Annotated in this window: 16 protein-coding genes; 14 read left to right on the forward strand and 2 right to left on the reverse strand. The window is 62.0% G+C overall.

The window, feature by feature from the left end:
* Positions 1 to 34: 34 nt before the first annotated feature.
* Entirely contained in the window at positions 35 to 1315 is a 1281-nt protein-coding gene (gene aceA / locus JOZ06_RS13865) for an isocitrate lyase (RefSeq protein ID WP_293233413.1), read from the reverse strand.
* Between the two features lie 470 nt (positions 1316 to 1785).
* Here aceA and grpE point away from each other — a divergent pair, with 470 nt between their 5' ends.
* The 7 genes from grpE to tdh all read left to right on the forward strand — a co-directional run bounded on the left by grpE (position 1786) and on the right by tdh (position 9338).
* Positions 1786 to 2319, forward strand: a complete 534-nt coding sequence (gene grpE / locus JOZ06_RS13870) for a nucleotide exchange factor GrpE (RefSeq protein ID WP_293233415.1) — start codon at positions 1786 to 1788, stop codon at positions 2317 to 2319.
* A 118-nt stretch (positions 2320 to 2437) separates the two neighbouring features.
* Positions 2438 to 4354, forward strand: coding sequence for a molecular chaperone DnaK (dnaK, locus tag JOZ06_RS13875; protein WP_293233417.1), 1917 nt, complete (start codon positions 2438 to 2440; stop codon positions 4352 to 4354).
* Between the two features lie 67 nt (positions 4355 to 4421).
* A complete protein-coding gene (dnaJ, locus tag JOZ06_RS13880; protein ID WP_293233419.1) occupies positions 4422 to 5546 on the forward strand; it encodes a molecular chaperone DnaJ in 1125 nt (374 codons plus the stop codon).
* A gap of 186 nt (positions 5547 to 5732) precedes the next feature.
* A complete protein-coding gene (locus JOZ06_RS13885) occupies positions 5733 to 5930 on the forward strand; it encodes a hypothetical protein (RefSeq protein WP_293233421.1) in 198 nt (65 codons plus the stop codon).
* Complete coding sequence (gene hemB / locus JOZ06_RS13890; RefSeq protein WP_293233423.1) at positions 5927 to 6934, forward strand: porphobilinogen synthase; 1008 nt, start codon at positions 5927 to 5929, stop codon at positions 6932 to 6934. The genes JOZ06_RS13885 and hemB overlap by 4 nt, the downstream gene beginning before the upstream one ends.
* Before the next feature lie 123 nt (positions 6935 to 7057).
* Positions 7058 to 8257 carry a glycine C-acetyltransferase gene (locus tag JOZ06_RS13895; protein WP_293233425.1) on the forward strand — a complete coding sequence of 400 codons (1200 nt, stop codon included), beginning with the start codon at positions 7058 to 7060 and terminating at the stop codon, positions 8255 to 8257.
* A gap of 55 nt (positions 8258 to 8312) precedes the next feature.
* On the forward strand, positions 8313 to 9338 hold the full coding sequence (gene tdh / locus JOZ06_RS13900; RefSeq protein WP_293233427.1) for an L-threonine 3-dehydrogenase: 1026 nt from the start codon (positions 8313 to 8315) through the stop codon (positions 9336 to 9338).
* Between the two features lie 63 nt (positions 9339 to 9401).
* Here tdh and JOZ06_RS13905 read toward each other — a convergent pair whose 3' ends face one another.
* The gene (locus tag JOZ06_RS13905; protein WP_293233429.1) at positions 9402 to 10730 is read right to left on the reverse strand and encodes a hypothetical protein; all 1329 of its coding nucleotides are present in this window, start codon (positions 10728 to 10730) and stop codon (positions 9402 to 9404) included.
* A 280-nt stretch (positions 10731 to 11010) separates the two neighbouring features.
* Between JOZ06_RS13905 and glyQ the strand changes: the two genes are divergently transcribed.
* The 7 genes from glyQ to gloA all read left to right on the forward strand — a co-directional run bounded on the left by glyQ (position 11011) and on the right by gloA (position 16907).
* Positions 11011 to 11907, forward strand: a complete 897-nt coding sequence (gene glyQ, locus JOZ06_RS13910) for a glycine--tRNA ligase subunit alpha (RefSeq protein WP_293233431.1) — start codon at positions 11011 to 11013, stop codon at positions 11905 to 11907.
* A complete protein-coding gene (locus JOZ06_RS13915; protein WP_293233433.1) occupies positions 11904 to 12341 on the forward strand; it encodes a surface-adhesin E family protein in 438 nt (145 codons plus the stop codon). The genes glyQ and JOZ06_RS13915 overlap by 4 nt, the downstream gene beginning before the upstream one ends.
* A gap of 3 nt (positions 12342 to 12344) precedes the next feature.
* Positions 12345 to 14405: a glycine--tRNA ligase subunit beta gene (gene glyS / locus JOZ06_RS13920; RefSeq protein ID WP_293233435.1), complete on the forward strand. Its 2061-nt coding sequence runs from the start codon at positions 12345 to 12347 to the stop codon at positions 14403 to 14405.
* A 61-nt stretch (positions 14406 to 14466) separates the two neighbouring features.
* Complete coding sequence (gene gmhB / locus JOZ06_RS13925) at positions 14467 to 15015, forward strand: D-glycero-beta-D-manno-heptose 1,7-bisphosphate 7-phosphatase (RefSeq protein ID WP_293233437.1); 549 nt, start codon at positions 14467 to 14469, stop codon at positions 15013 to 15015.
* Positions 15016 to 15033: 18 nt separating this feature from the next.
* Complete coding sequence (locus tag JOZ06_RS13930; RefSeq protein WP_293233510.1) at positions 15034 to 15795, forward strand: lysophospholipid acyltransferase family protein; 762 nt, start codon at positions 15034 to 15036, stop codon at positions 15793 to 15795.
* Complete coding sequence (locus JOZ06_RS13935) at positions 15773 to 16459, forward strand: SprT family zinc-dependent metalloprotease (protein WP_293233439.1); 687 nt, start codon at positions 15773 to 15775, stop codon at positions 16457 to 16459. The genes JOZ06_RS13930 and JOZ06_RS13935 overlap by 23 nt, the downstream gene beginning before the upstream one ends.
* Positions 16460 to 16517: 58 nt before the next feature.
* A complete protein-coding gene (gene gloA, locus JOZ06_RS13940) occupies positions 16518 to 16907 on the forward strand; it encodes a lactoylglutathione lyase (protein WP_293233441.1) in 390 nt (129 codons plus the stop codon).
* Positions 16908 to 16943 lie beyond the last annotated feature (36 nt).

Below are 16943 nucleotides of genomic sequence, written 5' to 3' on the forward strand. Positions count from 1 at the left end.
GAGGCGGCTTTTTGGTGGCCGAGCGGCGACCGACTTAGTGGAACTGCTCTTCCTCGGTCGAACCGGTCAGCGCGGTGGTCGACGACTGCCCGCCCTGGATGGTTTGGGTCACGGCGTCGAAGTAGCCGGTGCCGACTTCGCGCTGGTGCTTGACGGCGGTGAAGCCCTTCTCCGCGGCCGCGAATTCGTTCTGCTGCAGCTCGACGAAGGCGGTCATCTGTTGACGGGCGTAGCCGTGGGCCAGGTTGAACATCGAGTAGTTCAGGCTGTGGAAGCCGGCAAGCGTGATGAACTGGAACTTGTAGCCCATCGCGCCCAGTTCCTTCTGGAAGCGGGCGATGGTGGCATCGTCCAGGTTCTTCTTCCAGTTGAACGACGGCGAGCAGTTGTAGGCCAACAGCTTGCCCGGGAACTTGGCGTGGATCGCCTCGGCGAACTTGCGCGCGTATTCCAGATCCGGCTTGCCGGTTTCGCACCAGATCAGGTCGGCATAGGGCGCATAGGCCAGACCGCGCGAGATCGCCTGTTCCAGACCGGGCTTGGTGCGGTAGAAGCCTTCCACCGTGCGCTCGCCGGTGCAGAACGGACGGTCGCGCTCGTCGATGTCGGAGGTCAGCAGGTCGGCGGCTTCGGCGTCCGTGCGCGCCACCAGGATGGTCGGCACGCCGTAGATGTCGGCCGCCAGGCGGGCGGCGACCAGCTTTTCCACCGCTTCGCGGCTCGGCACCAGCACCTTGCCGCCCATGTGGCCACACTTCTTCACCGAGGCGAGCTGGTCTTCGAAGTGCACGCCGGCGGCGCCGGCTTCGATCATGCTCTTCATCAGCTCATGCGCGTTGAGCACGCCGCCGAAACCGGCTTCGGCGTCGGCCACGATCGGCGCGAAGAAATCGGTGTCGTCGTTGCCTTCGGCATGGTGCAGTTGGTCGGCGCGCTGGAAGGTGTTGTTAATGCGCTTGACCACCGCCGGCACGGAGTTGGCCGGATAGAGCGACTGGTCAGGGTACATCTCGCTGCCGAGGTTGGCGTCGGCGGCGACTTGCCAGCCGGACAGGTAGATCGCTTTCAGGCCGGCTTTCACTTGCTGCATGGCCTGATTGCCGGTCAGTGCGCCGAGCGCGTTGACGAACGGTTCTTCGTTGATCAGTTTCCACAGTTTCTCGGCGCCGCGGCGGGCCAGGGTGTGCTCGATGAGCACGGTGCCGCGCAGACGTTCGACGTCAGCGGCCGTGTAACCGCGGGTGATGCCTTTCCAGCGCGGGTTTTGGTCCCAGTCTTGTTGGATGGCGGCAATGCGTTGTTCGCGAGTAGTCATACGTTACCCTTCATCGATGTGTTTCTTCCAAGTCGCCGGCAAGCGACTTCCTCGTGGCCGCCACCGGCAGGGGGTAAGTGTCCGGTGGCGAAGCAGTTCCGGGATTTCCGGGGCCGTTTTCTCTCTTTGCGACGGCCGTCGTTGGGGTGGCGCGGCCGCTATAAGACGTCATATGACGTTTATGTTGTGGACTTATTTAAGCATAAATAATTGTGCTTGTGTGCAGCGCAGCACAGAAAAATCCTTTATTTTCAATTGCTAACAATTTTGAGCGAAAACGAACAGAAATCGGGTTATTTATTTTGCATTTCCGAATAGAGGTGGGCGAAAGCGCGCATGGATGCGGCAATGATGCTATTGATTCGATATGAAGATTTTATGTCGCGCGCGATGAACCTCTTGAATTCGGCGCCAAAGACCTTACTTTGCAAAAAGTTAACGTTTAGTAGCCGATCCATCGAGGACCCGCCATGCAGGAAAAACCGGAAAGCGCCGCCACGGAAGCGGTAGAGGCCGTCGAGACGACGGAATCGCATACCGAGATCATCAGCGAAGCCAGCGCCGAAGAGCGCATCGGCGTATTGGAGGCCGAGCTGGCCCAAGTCAAGGATCAGTACCTGAGAAGCAAAGCGGACATGGAGAATGCGCGCCGCCGTTATCAGGAAGAACTGGCGAGCACGCAGAAGTACGCGATCAACAAATTCGCCATGGAGCTGTTGAGCGTCAAGGATAGCCTGGAGATGGCGCTGTCCGACCAAAGCGGCCAGTTCGACAACCTCAAGTTCGGCGTGGATCTGACGCTCAAGCAGCTCGTCAGCGCGTTCGAAAAGGTTCAGATCGAAGAGATCAATCCGCTGGGGCAACCGCTCGATCCGCACAAGCACCAGGCGATCAGCAGCGAGGCTGCCGAGGCCGAGGCCAATACCGTCGTGCGCGTGATGCAGAAGGGCTATTGCATCGCCGACCGCCTGCTGCGCCCGGCGATGGTGGTGGTGGCGAAATAACTGTCGGAAAGTACTGGCAAGACTCTTGAAAAAGTGCATTTCGCCACGACTTGCAGAACATGAATCAAGAAGGCCGCACGATCAGCGCGGTTTTCCACCGAATTAAAAGGGAAACACTATGGGCAAAATCATTGGCATTGACCTCGGCACCACCAACTCCTGCGTTGCCGTGGTAGAAAACGGCAACCCGAAAGTCATCGAGAACGCCGAAGGCAACCGCACCACCCCGTCGATCATCGCCTACATGGAAGACGGCGAGATCCTGGTGGGCGCCCCGGCCAAGCGCCAGGCGGTGACGAACCCGAAGAACACCCTGTACGCGATCAAGCGCCTGATCGGCCGCCGCTTCGAGGACAAGGAAGTGCAGAAGGACATCGACCTGATGCCGTTCGAGATCATGAAGGCCAAGAACGGCGACGCCTGGGTCAAGGTGCGCGACGGCGAACAAGCGCCGCCGCAGATCTCGGCCGAAGTGCTGCGTAAGATGAAAAAGGCCGCTGAAGACTATCTGGGCGAGGAAGTGACCGAAGCGGTGATCACCGTGCCGGCCTACTTCAACGACAGCCAGCGTCAGGCGACCAAGGACGCCGGCCGCATCGCCGGCCTGGAAGTCAAGCGCATCATCAACGAGCCGACCGCCGCGGCGCTGGCTTTCGGCCTGGCCAAGCAGGAAGGCGACCGCAAGATCGCGGTTTATGACCTGGGCGGCGGCACGTTCGACATTTCGATCATCGAAATCGCCGACGTCGACGGCGAACACCAGTTCGAGGTGTTGTCGACCAACGGCGACACCTTCCTCGGCGGCGAAGACTTCGACCAGCGCGTGATCGACTACATCATCGCCGAGTTCAAGCGCGACCAGGGCGTGGATCTGAAGCAGGACGTGATGGCGCTGCAACGTCTGAAGGAAGCGGCAGAAAAGGCCAAGATCGAGCTGTCCTCCAGCCAGCAGACCGAAGTCAACCTGCCGTACATCACCATGGACGCCACCGGCCCGAAACACTTGGCGATGAAGATTACCCGCGCCAAGTTCGAATCGCTGGTGGAAGACCTGATCGAACGCTCGATCGAGCCGTGCCGCGTGGCCCTGAAGGACGCCGGCCTGTCGATCGGCGACATTCAAGACGTGATCCTGGTCGGCGGCCAAACCCGCATGCCCAAGGTGATCGATAAGGTGAAGGAATTCTTCGGCAAGGAACCGCGCCGCGACGTCAACCCGGACGAAGCCGTGGCCGTCGGCGCCGCGATCCAAGGCTCGGTATTGTCGGGCGAACGCAAGGACGTGCTGCTGCTGGACGTGACCCCGCTGTCGCTGGGCATCGAGACCATGGGTGGCGTGATGACCAAGCTGATCCAGAAGAACACCACGATCCCGACCAAGGCGACCCAGACCTTCTCGACCGCCGAAGACAATCAGACCGCGGTGACCATTCACGTGCTGCAAGGCGAGCGCGAGCGCGCCGCGGCCAACAAGAGCCTGGGCCAGTTCAACTTGGCGGATATCCCGCCGGCGCCGCGCGGCATGCCGCAGATCGAAGTCACCTTCGATATCGACGCCAACGGTATCCTGCATGTGAGCGCCAAGGACAAGGCGACCGGCAAGCAAGCCAACATCACCATCCAGGCGTCCAGCGGCTTGTCCGAGCAGGAAATCCAGAACATGATCAAGGACGCCGAGGCCAACGCCGAGGAAGACCGCAAACTGCATGAACTGGTGACCGCGCGCAACCAGGGCGAGTCGCTGGTGCATTCGGTCAAGAAATCGCTGACCGACTTCGGCGATAAGGTGTCGGCGGAAGAGAAGAGCGCGATCGAGGCCGCCATCAAGGAAGTCGAGGACGTGCTCAAGGGCGAGGACAAGGAAGCCATCGACGCCAAGGTGGAAGCGTTGATGAAGGTGTCGCACAAGCTGGCCGAGCAGATGTACGCCGCGCAGAACCCCGAGGGCGAACAGCAGGCGGCGGCCGGCGCCGACAAGCACGACGACGGTAACGTGGTCGACGCCGAGTTCGAAGAAGTTAAGGACAAAAAGTAATCCTTCGTTCCACTGAGAGCACAGGGCGCCTGCAAGGGGGCTCTGTGCTTTGTTACTGGTCAAGCACATGTCAAAACGAGATTACTACGAAGTACTGGGGGTCAACCGCGACGCCGCCGAGGAAGACATCAAAAAGGCCTACCGCAAGCTGGCGATGAAATACCATCCGGATCGCAATCCGGATAGCAAGGAAGCCGAGGACAAGTTCAAGCAGGTGAAGGAAGCCTACGAGATTCTGTCCGATGGGCAAAAGCGCGCGGCCTACGACCAGTTCGGCCATGCCGGGGTCGACCAGAACGCCGGTGCCGGCGGCTTCCGCGGCGGCCAGGGCTTTGGTGATTTCTCCGACGCGTTCTCCGATATTTTCGGCGACATTTTCGGCGGCAGCCGCGGCGGCCGCGCTCAGGTGTTCCGCGGCGCCGACCTGCGCTACAACATGGAAATCTCGCTGGAAGAGGCGGCGCGCGGTTGCGAGCGCCAGATCCGCATTCCGGCGCACGAGCACTGCGACACCTGCCACGGCACCGGCGCCAAGCCAGGCACGCAGCCCAAGACCTGCGCCACCTGCGGCGGCCATGGTCAAGTGCGCATGAGTCAGGGCTTCTTCTCGGTGCAGCAAACCTGCCCGACCTGCCATGGCACCGGCAAGCAGATTACCGATCCGTGCCCGAAGTGCCACGGCGCCGGTCAGATCAAGACCACCAAGACGCTCAACGTCAAAATCCCGGCCGGGGTCGATGAGGGCGATCGCATTCGCCTGGCGGGCGAAGGCGAGCCGGGAGAGAACGGCGGCCCCAACGGCGATTTGTACGTGGTGACGCACATCAAGCCGCACGCGGTGTTCCAGCGCGAGGCGATGGACCTGCACTGCGAAATGCCGATCAGCTTCACCACCGCGGCGCTGGGTGGCGAGGTGGAAATCCCCACGCTCGACGGCATGGCCAAGGTCAAGATCAGCGGCGAGACCCAAAGCGGCCGCGTCTACCGTTTGCGCGGCAAGGGCATCAAGGCTGTGCGCGGCAATACCTATGGCGATCTGATGTGCCACGTGGTGGTGGAAACGCCGGTCAATCTGACCGAGCGGCAAAAGGAATTGCTGCGCGAGTTCGAGGAAATCAGCCAACAGGACGTCTCGGCGCACAACCCGCGCGCCAAGTCGTTCATGGACAAGCTGAAGGACTTCTTCTCCTGATTGGCTCGCACGCCACACTTTAGGCACAAAAAAACCCGCATATCATGGATTTGCGGGTTTTTTAATGCTTTGATTCAGTAATTTTCATATTGTTTGTGCCACATTGTTTGGCTATATCGGCAAAAACTGATGCATGCCAAGCCAATCGGCGTACAATAGCCTTGTCATTATTTAACCTGTGGAATAATGAACCTGCTGCATGCCACCTGGTTTTGGGCGCTGGTGATCGCCGGCCCCATCGCAACGGTTGTCGCCATCCTGGCGCGGCTGTCGCGCCTGGAGCCTCCTCCGATGCTGCCCCGCCAGGCGGGCGATTCCGTTGCGGACGGCGCCGATGAAGCCCTTTCGCCTTCCCCTCTATCACTAGAAAAAGACCAGAAATGATTTTTGCCAATCGAGATTTCCCTTTCTCGCGCATGCGTCGCATGCGCCGTGACGATTTTTCCCGTCGTCTGATGCGTGAAAACGTGCTGACCGCCGACGACCTGATCTATCCGGTATTCGTGCAAGAGGGCGACAATCGCCGCGAGCCGGTGGCGTCGATGCCGGGACAGGACCGGGTCAGCCTGGATCTGCTACTGAAGACGGCGGAAGAGATGCTGGAACTCGGCATCCCGATGATTTCGCTCTTTCCGGTGATCGAGGGCGGCAAGAGCAATACCGCCGAGGAAGCCTATAACGAGAAGGGGCTGGTCCCCACCGTGGTGCGCGCGCTCAAGTCGCGCTTCCCGGAACTCGGGGTGATGACCGATTTGGCGCTCGATCCGTACACCATCCACGGCCAGGACGGCGTGATCGACGACAACGGCTACGTGCTCAACGACGAAACGGTCGAGATTCTGATCAAGCAGGGGTTGTGTCACGCCGCCGCGGGCGTCGACGTGCTCGGGCCCTCCGACATGATGGACGGCCGCATCGGCTACCTGCGCGAGGAACTGGAAGGGCAGGGCTTCATCCATACCAAGATCCTGGCCTATTCGGCCAAATACGCGTCCAGCTTCTATGGCCCGTTCCGCGACGCGCTGGGTTCCAGCGGCAATCTGGGCAAGGGCAACAAGTACACCTACCAGATGGATCCGGCCAATAGCGACGAGGCGCTGCAGGAGGTGGCGATGGACCTGCAGGAGGGCGCCGACATGGTGATGATCAAGCCGGGCCTGCCGTATCTGGACGTGATCCGCCGCGTCAAAGACACCTTTGGCGTGCCGACCTACGCGTACCAGGTGTCGGGCGAATACGCGATGCTCAAGGCGGCGTTCGTCAATGGCTGGCTCAATGAAGAGGCTTGCATGATGGAAAGCCTGCTGGCCTTCAAGCGCGCCGGCGCCGACGGCATCTTGACCTATTTCGCTCTGGACGCGGCGCGCCTGATCAAGCGCGGCAAGTGAAACCGGGCATCTTATGGCACAGCGGCAGCCTTTTGGGGCCGGTGACGGTCGAAATCAGCGCGTGGTAACAGCGCGCAGGAGCGGCCGCGTGCCTTTCTTCCCTCAAATCGATGAGTCAACGCCATGAACCACACCTATCTCGCTCATTTGGACGCCACCCTGGCCCAGATCCGCGCCGACGGATTTGAAAAACCGGAACGGGTGATCGCCACCCCGCAAGGGGCGGATGTCGCGCTCGGCAACGGCAAGCATGTCCTCAACTTCTGCGCCAACAACTATCTTGGCCTGGCCGACGATCCGCGGCTGGTCGAGGCGGCCAAAGCCGGCCTCGATCAATACGGCTACGGCTGCGCCTCGGTACGCTTCATCTGCGGCACCCAGCAGGTGCACAAAGATCTGGAAGCGGCCATTTCGCGCTTTCTCGACACCGACGACACCATCCTGTATTCCAGCTGCTTCGACGCTAATGGCGGGGTCTTCGAAACCCTGCTGTCCGACGAGGACGCGGTGATCTCGGACGAACTCAACCATGCCTCGATCATCGATGGCGTGCGTTTGTGCAAGGCGCAGCGCTACCGCTACAAGAACAACGACATGGCCGATCTGGAAGCGCAGCTCAAGGCGGCCGACGCCGCCGGCGCGCGTTTCAAGCTGGTCGTTACCGACGGCGTGTTCTCGATGGACGGCATCATCGCCGATCTGAAGTCGCTGTGCGAAGTGGCCGACCGCTACGGCGCGCTGGTGATGGTCGACGATTCGCACGCGGTCGGCTTCATCGGCGAGCACGGCGCCGGCACGCCCGAGCTGTGCGGCGTGGCCGACCGGGTCGACATCTACACCGGCACGCTGGGCAAGGCGCTCGGTGGCGCCTCCGGCGGTTATGTGTCGGGGCGCAAGGCGATCGTCGAGCTGCTGCGTCAGCGCTCGCGTCCCTACCTGTTCTCCAATAGCCTTGCGCCGGCGATTGCCGCGGCGAGCCTCAAGGTGTTCGAGATCCTCGCCGAGGACGGCGCGCGCATGCGCGCCAACCTCAAGCGCAATGCCGAGCTGTTCCGCCAGAAGATGAGCGCGGCCGGCTTTACCCTGGTGCCGGGCCAGCACCCGATCATTCCGGTGATGCTGGGCGACGCGCGCCTGGCGGCGGAAATGGCGGCCGCGCTGCTGTCAGAGGGCGTGTACGTCATCGGCTTCTCCTTCCCCGTGGTGCCCAAGGGTAAAGCGCGCATCCGCACGCAGATGTCGGCGGCGCACACCGCGGAGCAAGTCGAACTGGCGGTGAGCGCGTTCATTCGCGTCGGCCGTGAGCTAGGCGTGATCGCCTGAGGTCTTTGATGAGACATAACCGGCGCGGCGGATGCCGCGCCAGGGAGACAGAACAATGAAAGCGCTGGCAAAACTCAAGTCTGAACGCGGGTTGTGGCTGACCGATGTGGCCAAACCCGAAATCGGTCACAACGATCTGTTGATCCAGATCCGTAAAACCGCCATCTGCGGTACCGACATCCATATCTACAACTGGGACGAATGGGCGCAGAAGACCATTCCGGTGCCGATGCACGTCGGTCATGAATATGTCGGCGTGGTGGCGGGCATGGGCTCGGAGGTCACCGGCTTCGAGATCGGCGATCGCGTTTCCGGCGAAGGCCACATCACCTGTGGCCATTGCCGCAATTGCCGTGCCGGCCGTCGCCACTTGTGCCGCAACACCGTCGGTGTCGGCGTCAACCGCGAGGGCGCGTTCGCCGAATACCTGGTGATCCCGGCGTTCAATGCCTTCAAGATTCCGACGGACATCTCCGATGATCTGGCGTCGATCTTCGATCCGTTCGGCAATGCCGTGCACACCGCGCTGTCGTTCAATCTGGTGGGCGAGGATGTGCTGATCACCGGCGCGGGCCCGATCGGCATCATGGCCGTGGCTATCGCCCGCCACGTCGGCGCGCGCCACGTGGTGATCACCGACGTCAACGACTACCGGCTGGAACTGGCGCGCAAGATGGGCGCGAGCCGCGCGGTCAACGTGGCGCGCGAGGATCTGCGCCAGGTGATGGGCGAATTGCATATGTGCGAGGGCTTCGACGTGGGACTGGAGATGTCCGGCAACCCGCAGGCGTTCCGCCAGATGCTCGAAACCATGAACCACGGCGGCAAGGTCGCGCTCCTTGGCATTCCGCCGGCCAACACCGCGATCGACTGGAACCAGGTGATCTTCAAGGGCTTGGAAATCAAGGGTATCTATGGCCGCGAAATGTTCGAGACCTGGTACAAGATGGTGGCGCTGCTGCAGTCCGGCCTCGACATCTCGCCGATCATCACCCACCACTACAAGATCGACGATTTCCAGCAAGGCTTCGACGCCATGCTGTCCGGTCAGTCGGGCAAGGTGATTCTCGACTGGGCGTAAGTCCCTCGACGTTCTCATTCTGAACCCCGCGGGTGCCCCGCGGGGTTTTGTGTTTTTACGGCCCTAGAAGGCCATCCAGGAATAGAGGTAAAGGGTGTTGTTGTCGTGGGCGTTGGTGCCGTTGCCGTCGTAATTGGTCGCCGCGCCCAGGAAGGCGTTGTACGCCGTGTACTGTAAGCCCAGACGCCACCATGGGCGCGGCATATAGTCGAGTTCGACGATTTGGCCGCGGGTGTTGGGGCTGCCGTTGGCGGAGGCTGGATAGAGTAAGGCGTCTTGGCTGCCGTTGACGTTGAAGAGACCGAGCGTCAGCCCCCAGCGGCGCTGATACCAGTAGGAGATTTTTGCCTGCGCGCTGTGCAGCGTGTCTTTGGCGTTGCTTTGGTTGACGCCGAGACCGGCCTGGTTCCAATTGGCCTGCTCATCGATATACGAGGCTTGCAGGGTGATGCTGTGGGGAGCGGCCAAGTACTGGTATTGCGCATCCAGCCCCATGTCGCGCAAATGATTCGCGGGCGCGCCGTTGTTGCCGGGGACGGTGCTGACGCGGGCATCGAGCCCGAACGTGCCGATTTCGAGCGAATGCGGCCCCCAGTCCTGGTTCCAGGCTAGGCGCCAGTAGGGGTTGTTGCCTTCCAGCCGGTTGTAGAAGGTCATGCCTTGGCTAAACAGACTGAACTTGCCGTCGGCGGCCTGATAGTCGCCGAGCTCGGCATACCAGCGCTGATTGAGCCATACGTAAGCGGACAAGCCGATGGCTTGCTGCGCCAGTCCTTGGGCGATCAGCGGCGCGGGTGGCGAGTCGAGCCAGGTGTTGTACGCCAAATTGGACACTTGATACGGAAAGCCGAACACGGGCGTGCTGTTCCAGACGTCCTGCACGGTGGGGCTATTGTTGAGCGACAGCCCATAGACCAGATCCAGATCTTGGCGAGCGATATGGTCGACGAGACGCAGGTCGGTGTTGTCGCTGGTCAACCCGGCGTCGAACTGCGTATTGCCGTTGTTATCGGTGTTGGACGACAGGTTGTCGTACGTCCATTTCGATAAGATGCCCAAGTGCTCGTCCAGCTTGCCGGCGAGAAACAGGCTGCCGCCCTCGATGACGCCTTGATTGTTTTTGGGGTAGCCCTGCACGTTGTTGGCCACGCCGGTGCGAGAGGCGGTCAGCGTGGCCGACACGGGGAACAGCGAGGTGCTGCCTAGCGTATAGCCCGACAGTTTGAATGCTCTGCCCAATGGTGTGAGCTCCGGGGCGCCGACGTGACAGGCGGCGCAATCCAGGCCGGTTTGGCGGGCGAAGGCCGGCACGGCCTGTGCCGGGGCGTGCCCGAATAGGGCAACGAGCGCGATGGCTTGCAACAGCCTTCGCCAGGGGCGAGCGGAGGGCATGTAATTTTTCCTTTTTCGTTATTTTGACTAAATATTTTTAATTATTTATGAAATGTGAATGATACATGCCGGCGAGGGGGCGGTGACAAGGGAGGCTGGCCATAAGGCCAGTCGATTTATGGCCGGACTTGATCGGCCGGCGCAGCCCACGCCGGCGCCGTTGTGCGAAGAAAAAGGCGAACGCATGGCGAATCAAGGGCTTTGCAGCGGGCTTTGCTTTCCTACGCGCCCGCGAAACGGTAGAATCCTCGTTTAATTTTCTTTATTGCTGAACGGCGTCATGCTTACTTTCCAGGAAATTATCCTTACGCTGCAGAACTATTGGAACCGCCAGGGTTGCGCCCTGCTGCAGCCTTACGATATGGAAATGGGCGCGGGGACTTCGCACACCGCGACCTTCCTGCGCGCCATCGGGCCGGAGCCGTGGAACGCGGCCTACGTGCAGCCGTCGCGCCGTCCGAAGGACGGCCGTTATGGCGAAAACCCCAACCGATTGCAGCACTATTACCAATTCCAGGTGGTGCTCAAGCCGTCGCCGTCGAATATTCAGGATTTGTATCTGGGCTCGCTGAAGGAGCTCGGTATCGATCCGACCGTGCACGACATCCGCTTTGTCGAGGACGACTGGGAAAATCCGACGCTCGGTGCCTGGGGCCTGGGTTGGGAAGTCTGGCTCAACGGCATGGAAGTGACCCAGTTCACCTACTTCCAGCAAGTCGGCGGCTTGGACTGCCGGCCGGTGCTGGGCGAAATCACCTATGGCCTGGAACGGCTGGCCATGTACCTGCAAGGCGTGGAAAACGTCTACGACTTGACCTGGACCGTGTACCCGAACGGCCAGAAGGTCAGCTATGGCGACGTTTTCCACCAAAACGAGGTCGAGCAGTCGCGTTACAATTTCGAGCACTCGAACGTGCCGTTCCTGTTCGAGCAGTTCAATCACTTCGAAGGCGAGGCCAAGCGCCTGCTGGACGCCGGTTTGGCGCTGCCGGGCTATGAGATGATCCTCAAGGCCGCGCATGCCTTCAACCTGCTCGACGCGCGCGGCGCCATTTCGGTGACCGAGCGCGCCGCCTACATTGGCCGCATTCGCACCCTGGCGCGCCAAGTGGCGCAAGCCTATTACGACTCGCGCGAAGCGCTGGGCTTCCCGATGTGCCAGAAGAACGCCGGATGAAGCGCGCGCTGCTGACGACAATCTGCCTCGCCGCCTGCGCCATGCCGGCGGCGGCCGAGCGTCTGGCTGATTGGCAGGTGTATCAGCAAGGGGCGGCGCTGGAGTTGTCGATCGACCGCAACGCCCTTTGGCAGACCCCCGATGGCCTGGCGCACTTCGTCAATCAGGAGCGCTTTACTCAACGCCAGTATGACAAGCACTACCAGATCAATTACTGGATTCGCCGCACCACCGGTTACGCTGACTGCAAGAAGTATCAGTACGTGCTGGTGAGCACCGATTTCTACACCGACACCAACAGGCACGTCTGGTCGACGATGTATCCGGTGCCGCGCTATGCCTGGAAATGGCAGCCGGTGTACCAGGACACGCTCGCCGGCGCGATGATCGACCTGGTGTGCAGCAACCCTGCCTCGCGCAAGAAACCCGAATAAGCCATGAACGCTACTCTGTTGATCGAACTCCTCACCGAGGAACTGCCGCCCAAGGCCTTGCCCAGGCTCGCGGCCAGCTTCGCCGAAACCATCGACGAAGAGCTGAAGAAAATGCAATTCGTCGCCGCCGACGCGACGCCGACCGTATTCGCGAGCCCGCGCCGCTTGGCCGTGTCGCTGCCGCAAGTGCTGTCGGTGCAGCCCGAGCAGCATATCGTGCGCAAGGGGCCGGCCGTGGCGGCCGGGATGAAGGGCGGCGAGCCGACGCCGGCGCTCTTGGGCTTTGCCCGTTCCTGCGGCGTCGAGGTGTCCGCGCTGACGACGATGCACGACGGCAAGCAGGACGTCTACGCATGGAGCACCGTCAAGGCCGGCCAGTCGCTCGCCGAGGTATTGTCCGCCATCGTTGTCGGCGCGCTGAAGAAGTTGCCGGCGCCCAAGCTGATGCGCTGGGGCGATTCCGAGCATCAGTTCGTCCGCCCAGTCCATGGCTTGGTGATGCTGCACGGCGACCAGGTGGTTGCGGGCGAGGTGCTGGGACTCGCGAGCGGTCGCGAGACGCTCGGCCATCGCTTCCTGTGCCCGGCGCCGGTGTCGCTGCCGGATGCCGACTCCTACGCCCGCGTCATGTTCGAGCGTGGCCGCGTCGTGGCGAGCTTCGCCGCGCGCCGCGAACTGATCCACCATCGCCTGGTCGATGCCGCCGCGCGTCAAGGCGCCACCATCGCCGCCGACGAGGCGTTGTTCGACGAGGTGACCGGGCTTGTGGAATGGCCGGTGGTGCTGGAGGCGGGCTTTGACACCGACTTCCTCAAGGTGCCGCAAGAATGTCTGATTCTGACCATGCAGCAGAATCAAAAGTATTTCCCGCTGCTCGACGGCGCCGGCAAGCTGAAAAACCGTTTCCTGTTGGTCTCCAACCTGGAGACGAGCGATCCGTCCGCCATCGTCGGCGGTAATGAGCGCGTGCTGCGCGCGCGCCTGTCCGATGCCAAGTTCTTCTTCGAGCAGGATCAGAAGGTGCGGCTTGAGTCGCGCCTGTCGCGTCTGGCCGATGTGGTTTACCACAATAAGATCGGCAGTCAATGGCAGCGCGTGGAGCGGTTGCAAGTGATCGCCGGCGCCATCGCCGGACGCCTGGGCGCGGACGCGGCCCAAGCCGAGCGCGCTGCCCGGCTCGCCAAGGCTGACCTGGTGTCGGACATGGTGGGTGAATTTCCCGAGCTGCAAGGCATCATGGGTATGTATTACGCCCAGATCGATGGCGAACAGCCGGAAGTCGCGGCGGCGATCGAGGGGCATTATCATCCGCGCAATGCCGCCGATACGTTGCCGCAAGGCGCGGTGGCCACGAGCGTGGCGCTGGCGGACAAGCTGGAGACGCTGATCGGCATTTGGGGCATTGGCCTCGTGCCGTCGGGCGACAAGGACCCGTTCGCGTTGCGCCGCGCCGCGCTGGGCGTGCTGCGCATGCTGCTGGCCGCGCCGCTGGACTTGCGCGATTTGCTGCGCCTGGCCGCGGATGCCTTCCCGCCGGGGTTGCTGTCGGATGCCGTGGTGGAAGAGGTGTTCGGCTTCTGCCAGGAGCGGTTGAAAAACTATCTGGCGGGTGATTATCAGGTCGACGAGATCGATGCCGTGTTGGCGTTGTCGCCGGCCGCCGTGCACGAGGTGCCGGCGGTGCTGGCCGCCGTGGCCGCGTTCAAGCGGTTGCCGGAGGCCGCCACGCTTGCCGCCGCCAACAAGCGCGTCAAGAATTTGCTGAAGAAAGCCAACGGTGAAGACGGCGCGATCGATAAGGCGCTGTTGCAGCACGATGCCGAAAAGGCGCTGCTCGACGCGCTGGAAGCGCTGGCGCCGACCGTCGAGGCGCAGTTCGCCGCGCACGACTTCGCCGCCGCGCTCGCCGCGCTGTCGAGTCTCAAGGCGCCGGTGGATGCCTTCTTCGACGGCGTGATGGTCATGGACGAGGATATGGCGGTGCGCAAAAACCGCCTGGCGCTCTTGGCGCGCTTGGCCGCGTTGTTCAACCGCGTGGCCGATATCTCGCTGTTGGCCGAATAACCGTTCTTTGCCTGTGCCCGCCGGCGCCTTGCGCGCCGGCGTTTCCCGACCGGAGGTCCGCATGAAGCTGGTGATTCTCGATCGTGACGGCGTCATCAACCAAGATCGCGATGATTTCGTCAAAAGCCCGGCCGAATGGGTGCCGTTGCCCGATAGTCTGGAGGCGATCGCCAACCTGACTCAAGATGGCTGGCGCGTTGTCGTGGCCACCAATCAATCCGGCATCGGCCGCGGCCTGTTCGACATGCACGCGCTCAACGGCATGCACGAAAAGATGCATCGCCTGGTCGGGCAGGCCGGCGGCCGCATCGACGCGGTGGTGTTCTGCCCGCACACGCGCAACGATCAATGCCGTTGCCGCAAGCCGGAACCCGGCATGGTGCTGGAGATTGCCGAACGTTTTCACGTCCGGCCGGAAACGCTGCCGATGATCGGCGACAGCCTGCGCGATCTGCAAGCCATCGACGCCGTCGGCGGCCTGCCGATTCTGGTGAAGACCGGCAAGGGCCAAAAAACGCTCGCCGGCGGCGATCTGCCGGAACGCACCCGGGTATTCGACAATCTTTACGATGCCGCCGAATATCTGATTCAGTCCCCCGACTACAATTAAGCGCACCGAGGCCCGATGTTGCTCTGGATCCGAAATTTGCTCTACTGGGTGGTGCTGTGCATCTCCACCACCATCTTCTTCCTTTGTCTGTTGCTGTTGGCGCCGCTGCCACGGCGTCGGCGTCATTTCCTCGGCGTGGCCTGGACCAAGGTGCTGATGTGGATGTTGGAACATGTGATCGGTTTGAAATACCGGGTGCTCGGCAGCGAGCATATTCCAAAGACGCCGTCGATCATTTGCTCCAAGCACCAATCCGGCTGGGAAACGCTGTCGCTGCAAACCATCTTTCCCTACCAGATCTACGTCGCCAAGCGTGAGCTGCTGTGGATTCCGATTTTCGGTTGGGGCCTGGCGTTGATGAACGCCATCATGATCAATCGTTCCAACCGCTCCCGCGCCAATCTACAGATCATCGAGCAGGGCCGCGAGCGCTTGAAGCACGGTTTCTGGATCACAGTGTTTCCCGAGGGCACGCGCGTGAAGCCTGGCGTGCGCGGCAAATACAAACTGGGCGCGGCGCGCATGGCGATCGACCTGCAGATTCCGCTGGTGCCGGTCGCGCATAACGCCGGCGAGTTTTGGCCGCGCAACTCCTTTCTCAAATACCCGGGACTGATTACCGTGGTGATCGGTCCCGCTATCTGGCCGGAGGCCGGCAAGAGCGCTGACGACCTGATGACGGAGGCCGCCGACTGGATCGAGGCCCGCCAGCAGGAAATTGGCGGCGTCGGCCCGTGCGCCGGTCTGGCGCGTCCCGGTGCTACGGCTGACGCTGCCTGACGGGACTTGCCCGGAGATCGTGGTCGTGCGCCGCGCGCGCAAGTCCATCGGTATTCGCGTGCGGGACAGCCACGTCGAGCTGGTGGCGCCAGCCCGCGTGCCGCTGACCACGCTGCAGCGCGTGCTCGACGAAAAAGCGGATTGGATCTGGCGTCACTGGCAACGCTGCGCGGCACAAGCCGAGGCGCGCGCGCATGCGCCTAGCAGCGTGTGGTTGCAGGGCCGGGAAGTGCCGTTGTGTCACGATCCCGCCGCGCTGTTAACCCCGGTGCTGACGGGCGGCGGACTGGTGCTCGGCGGCGCGGCGCATGATTTGCGCGCGCGCGTGGCGCATTTCCTCTTTGGCCTGGCCGCCGAGCAATTTCCCCGCCATTGGCGCCGTCTCGCGCCGTTGGCGGCACGCGAGCCCGGCCAATTGCTGCTCTCCTCGGCACGCACGCGCTGGGGCAGCTGTCATCGCGATGGCCGCATCCGCCTGAACTGGCGGCTGATCCAGGCGCCGCCGGCTATTCTGGACTATGTGATCGCCCATGAGCTGGCGCACCTGCTGCATATGAACCATTCCGTGGCGTTTTGGCAAGAAACCGCGCGGCTGTATCCGGATTGGCGCATCGCGCGCGCCTGGTTGCGGCGCGAGGGCGAGCGGTTGTTCGACTTCGGCTGATTTCTCTGCCATCGGCGGCGAAATCGGGTGAAATCTGTATTTACAGGAGATTCTTCAGATGAGAATGTTGCATACCATGCTGCGCGTGGGGAACCTTGAGCGTTCTTTGGCTTTCTATCAACAGGTGCTCGGAATGCGGCTGTTGCGTCGTCAGGATTTTCCGGAAGGCCGCTTCACGCTGGCTTTTGTCGGCTACGGCGACGAGTCCGAGCACACGGTATTGGAACTGACCCATAACTGGGACACGGCAGAGTACCAACTGGGCACCGGATTCGGCCACATCGCGCTCGAAGTCGACGACGCCGCCGCCGCCTGTGACGCGGTACGCGCCAAGGGCGGCAAAGTGACGCGCGAGGCAGGCCCGATGAAACACGGCACGACGGTCATCGCTTTTGTCGAAGACCCGGACGGCTACAAGATCGAATTTATCCAGAAGCGCAGCCGCTAGGGCGGCGACCGGGGCGGCGCTCCGGTATTCCCTGCC

The organism is Paludibacterium sp. (genome assembly GCF_019232825.1).
In the GTDB taxonomy this organism is placed as follows: domain Bacteria; phylum Pseudomonadota; class Gammaproteobacteria; order Burkholderiales; family Chromobacteriaceae; genus Paludibacterium.

Coding starts and splice junctions, on each gene's coding strand:
- glyS (WP_293233435.1), top strand. CDS start 12,345: ATGAACGCTACTCTGTTGATCGAACTCCTCACCGAGGAACTGCCGCCC.
- dnaK (WP_293233417.1), top strand. CDS start 2,438: ATGGGCAAAATCATTGGCATTGACCTCGGCACCACCAACTCCTGCGTT.
- aceA (WP_293233413.1), bottom strand. CDS start 1,315: ATGACTACTCGCGAACAACGCATTGCCGCCATCCAACAAGACTGGGAC.
- gloA (WP_293233441.1), top strand. CDS start 16,518: ATGAGAATGTTGCATACCATGCTGCGCGTGGGGAACCTTGAGCGTTCT.
- hemB (WP_293233423.1), top strand. CDS start 5,927: ATGATTTTTGCCAATCGAGATTTCCCTTTCTCGCGCATGCGTCGCATG.
- tdh (WP_293233427.1), top strand. CDS start 8,313: ATGAAAGCGCTGGCAAAACTCAAGTCTGAACGCGGGTTGTGGCTGACC.
- JOZ06_RS13885 (WP_293233421.1), top strand. CDS start 5,733: ATGAACCTGCTGCATGCCACCTGGTTTTGGGCGCTGGTGATCGCCGGC.
- dnaJ (WP_293233419.1), top strand. CDS start 4,422: ATGTCAAAACGAGATTACTACGAAGTACTGGGGGTCAACCGCGACGCC.
- JOZ06_RS13895 (WP_293233425.1), top strand. CDS start 7,058: ATGAACCACACCTATCTCGCTCATTTGGACGCCACCCTGGCCCAGATC.
- glyQ (WP_293233431.1), top strand. CDS start 11,011: ATGCTTACTTTCCAGGAAATTATCCTTACGCTGCAGAACTATTGGAAC.
- grpE (WP_293233415.1), top strand. CDS start 1,786: ATGCAGGAAAAACCGGAAAGCGCCGCCACGGAAGCGGTAGAGGCCGTC.
- JOZ06_RS13915 (WP_293233433.1), top strand. CDS start 11,904: ATGAAGCGCGCGCTGCTGACGACAATCTGCCTCGCCGCCTGCGCCATG.
- JOZ06_RS13905 (WP_293233429.1), bottom strand. CDS start 10,730: ATGCCCTCCGCTCGCCCCTGGCGAAGGCTGTTGCAAGCCATCGCGCTC.
- gmhB (WP_293233437.1), top strand. CDS start 14,467: ATGAAGCTGGTGATTCTCGATCGTGACGGCGTCATCAACCAAGATCGC.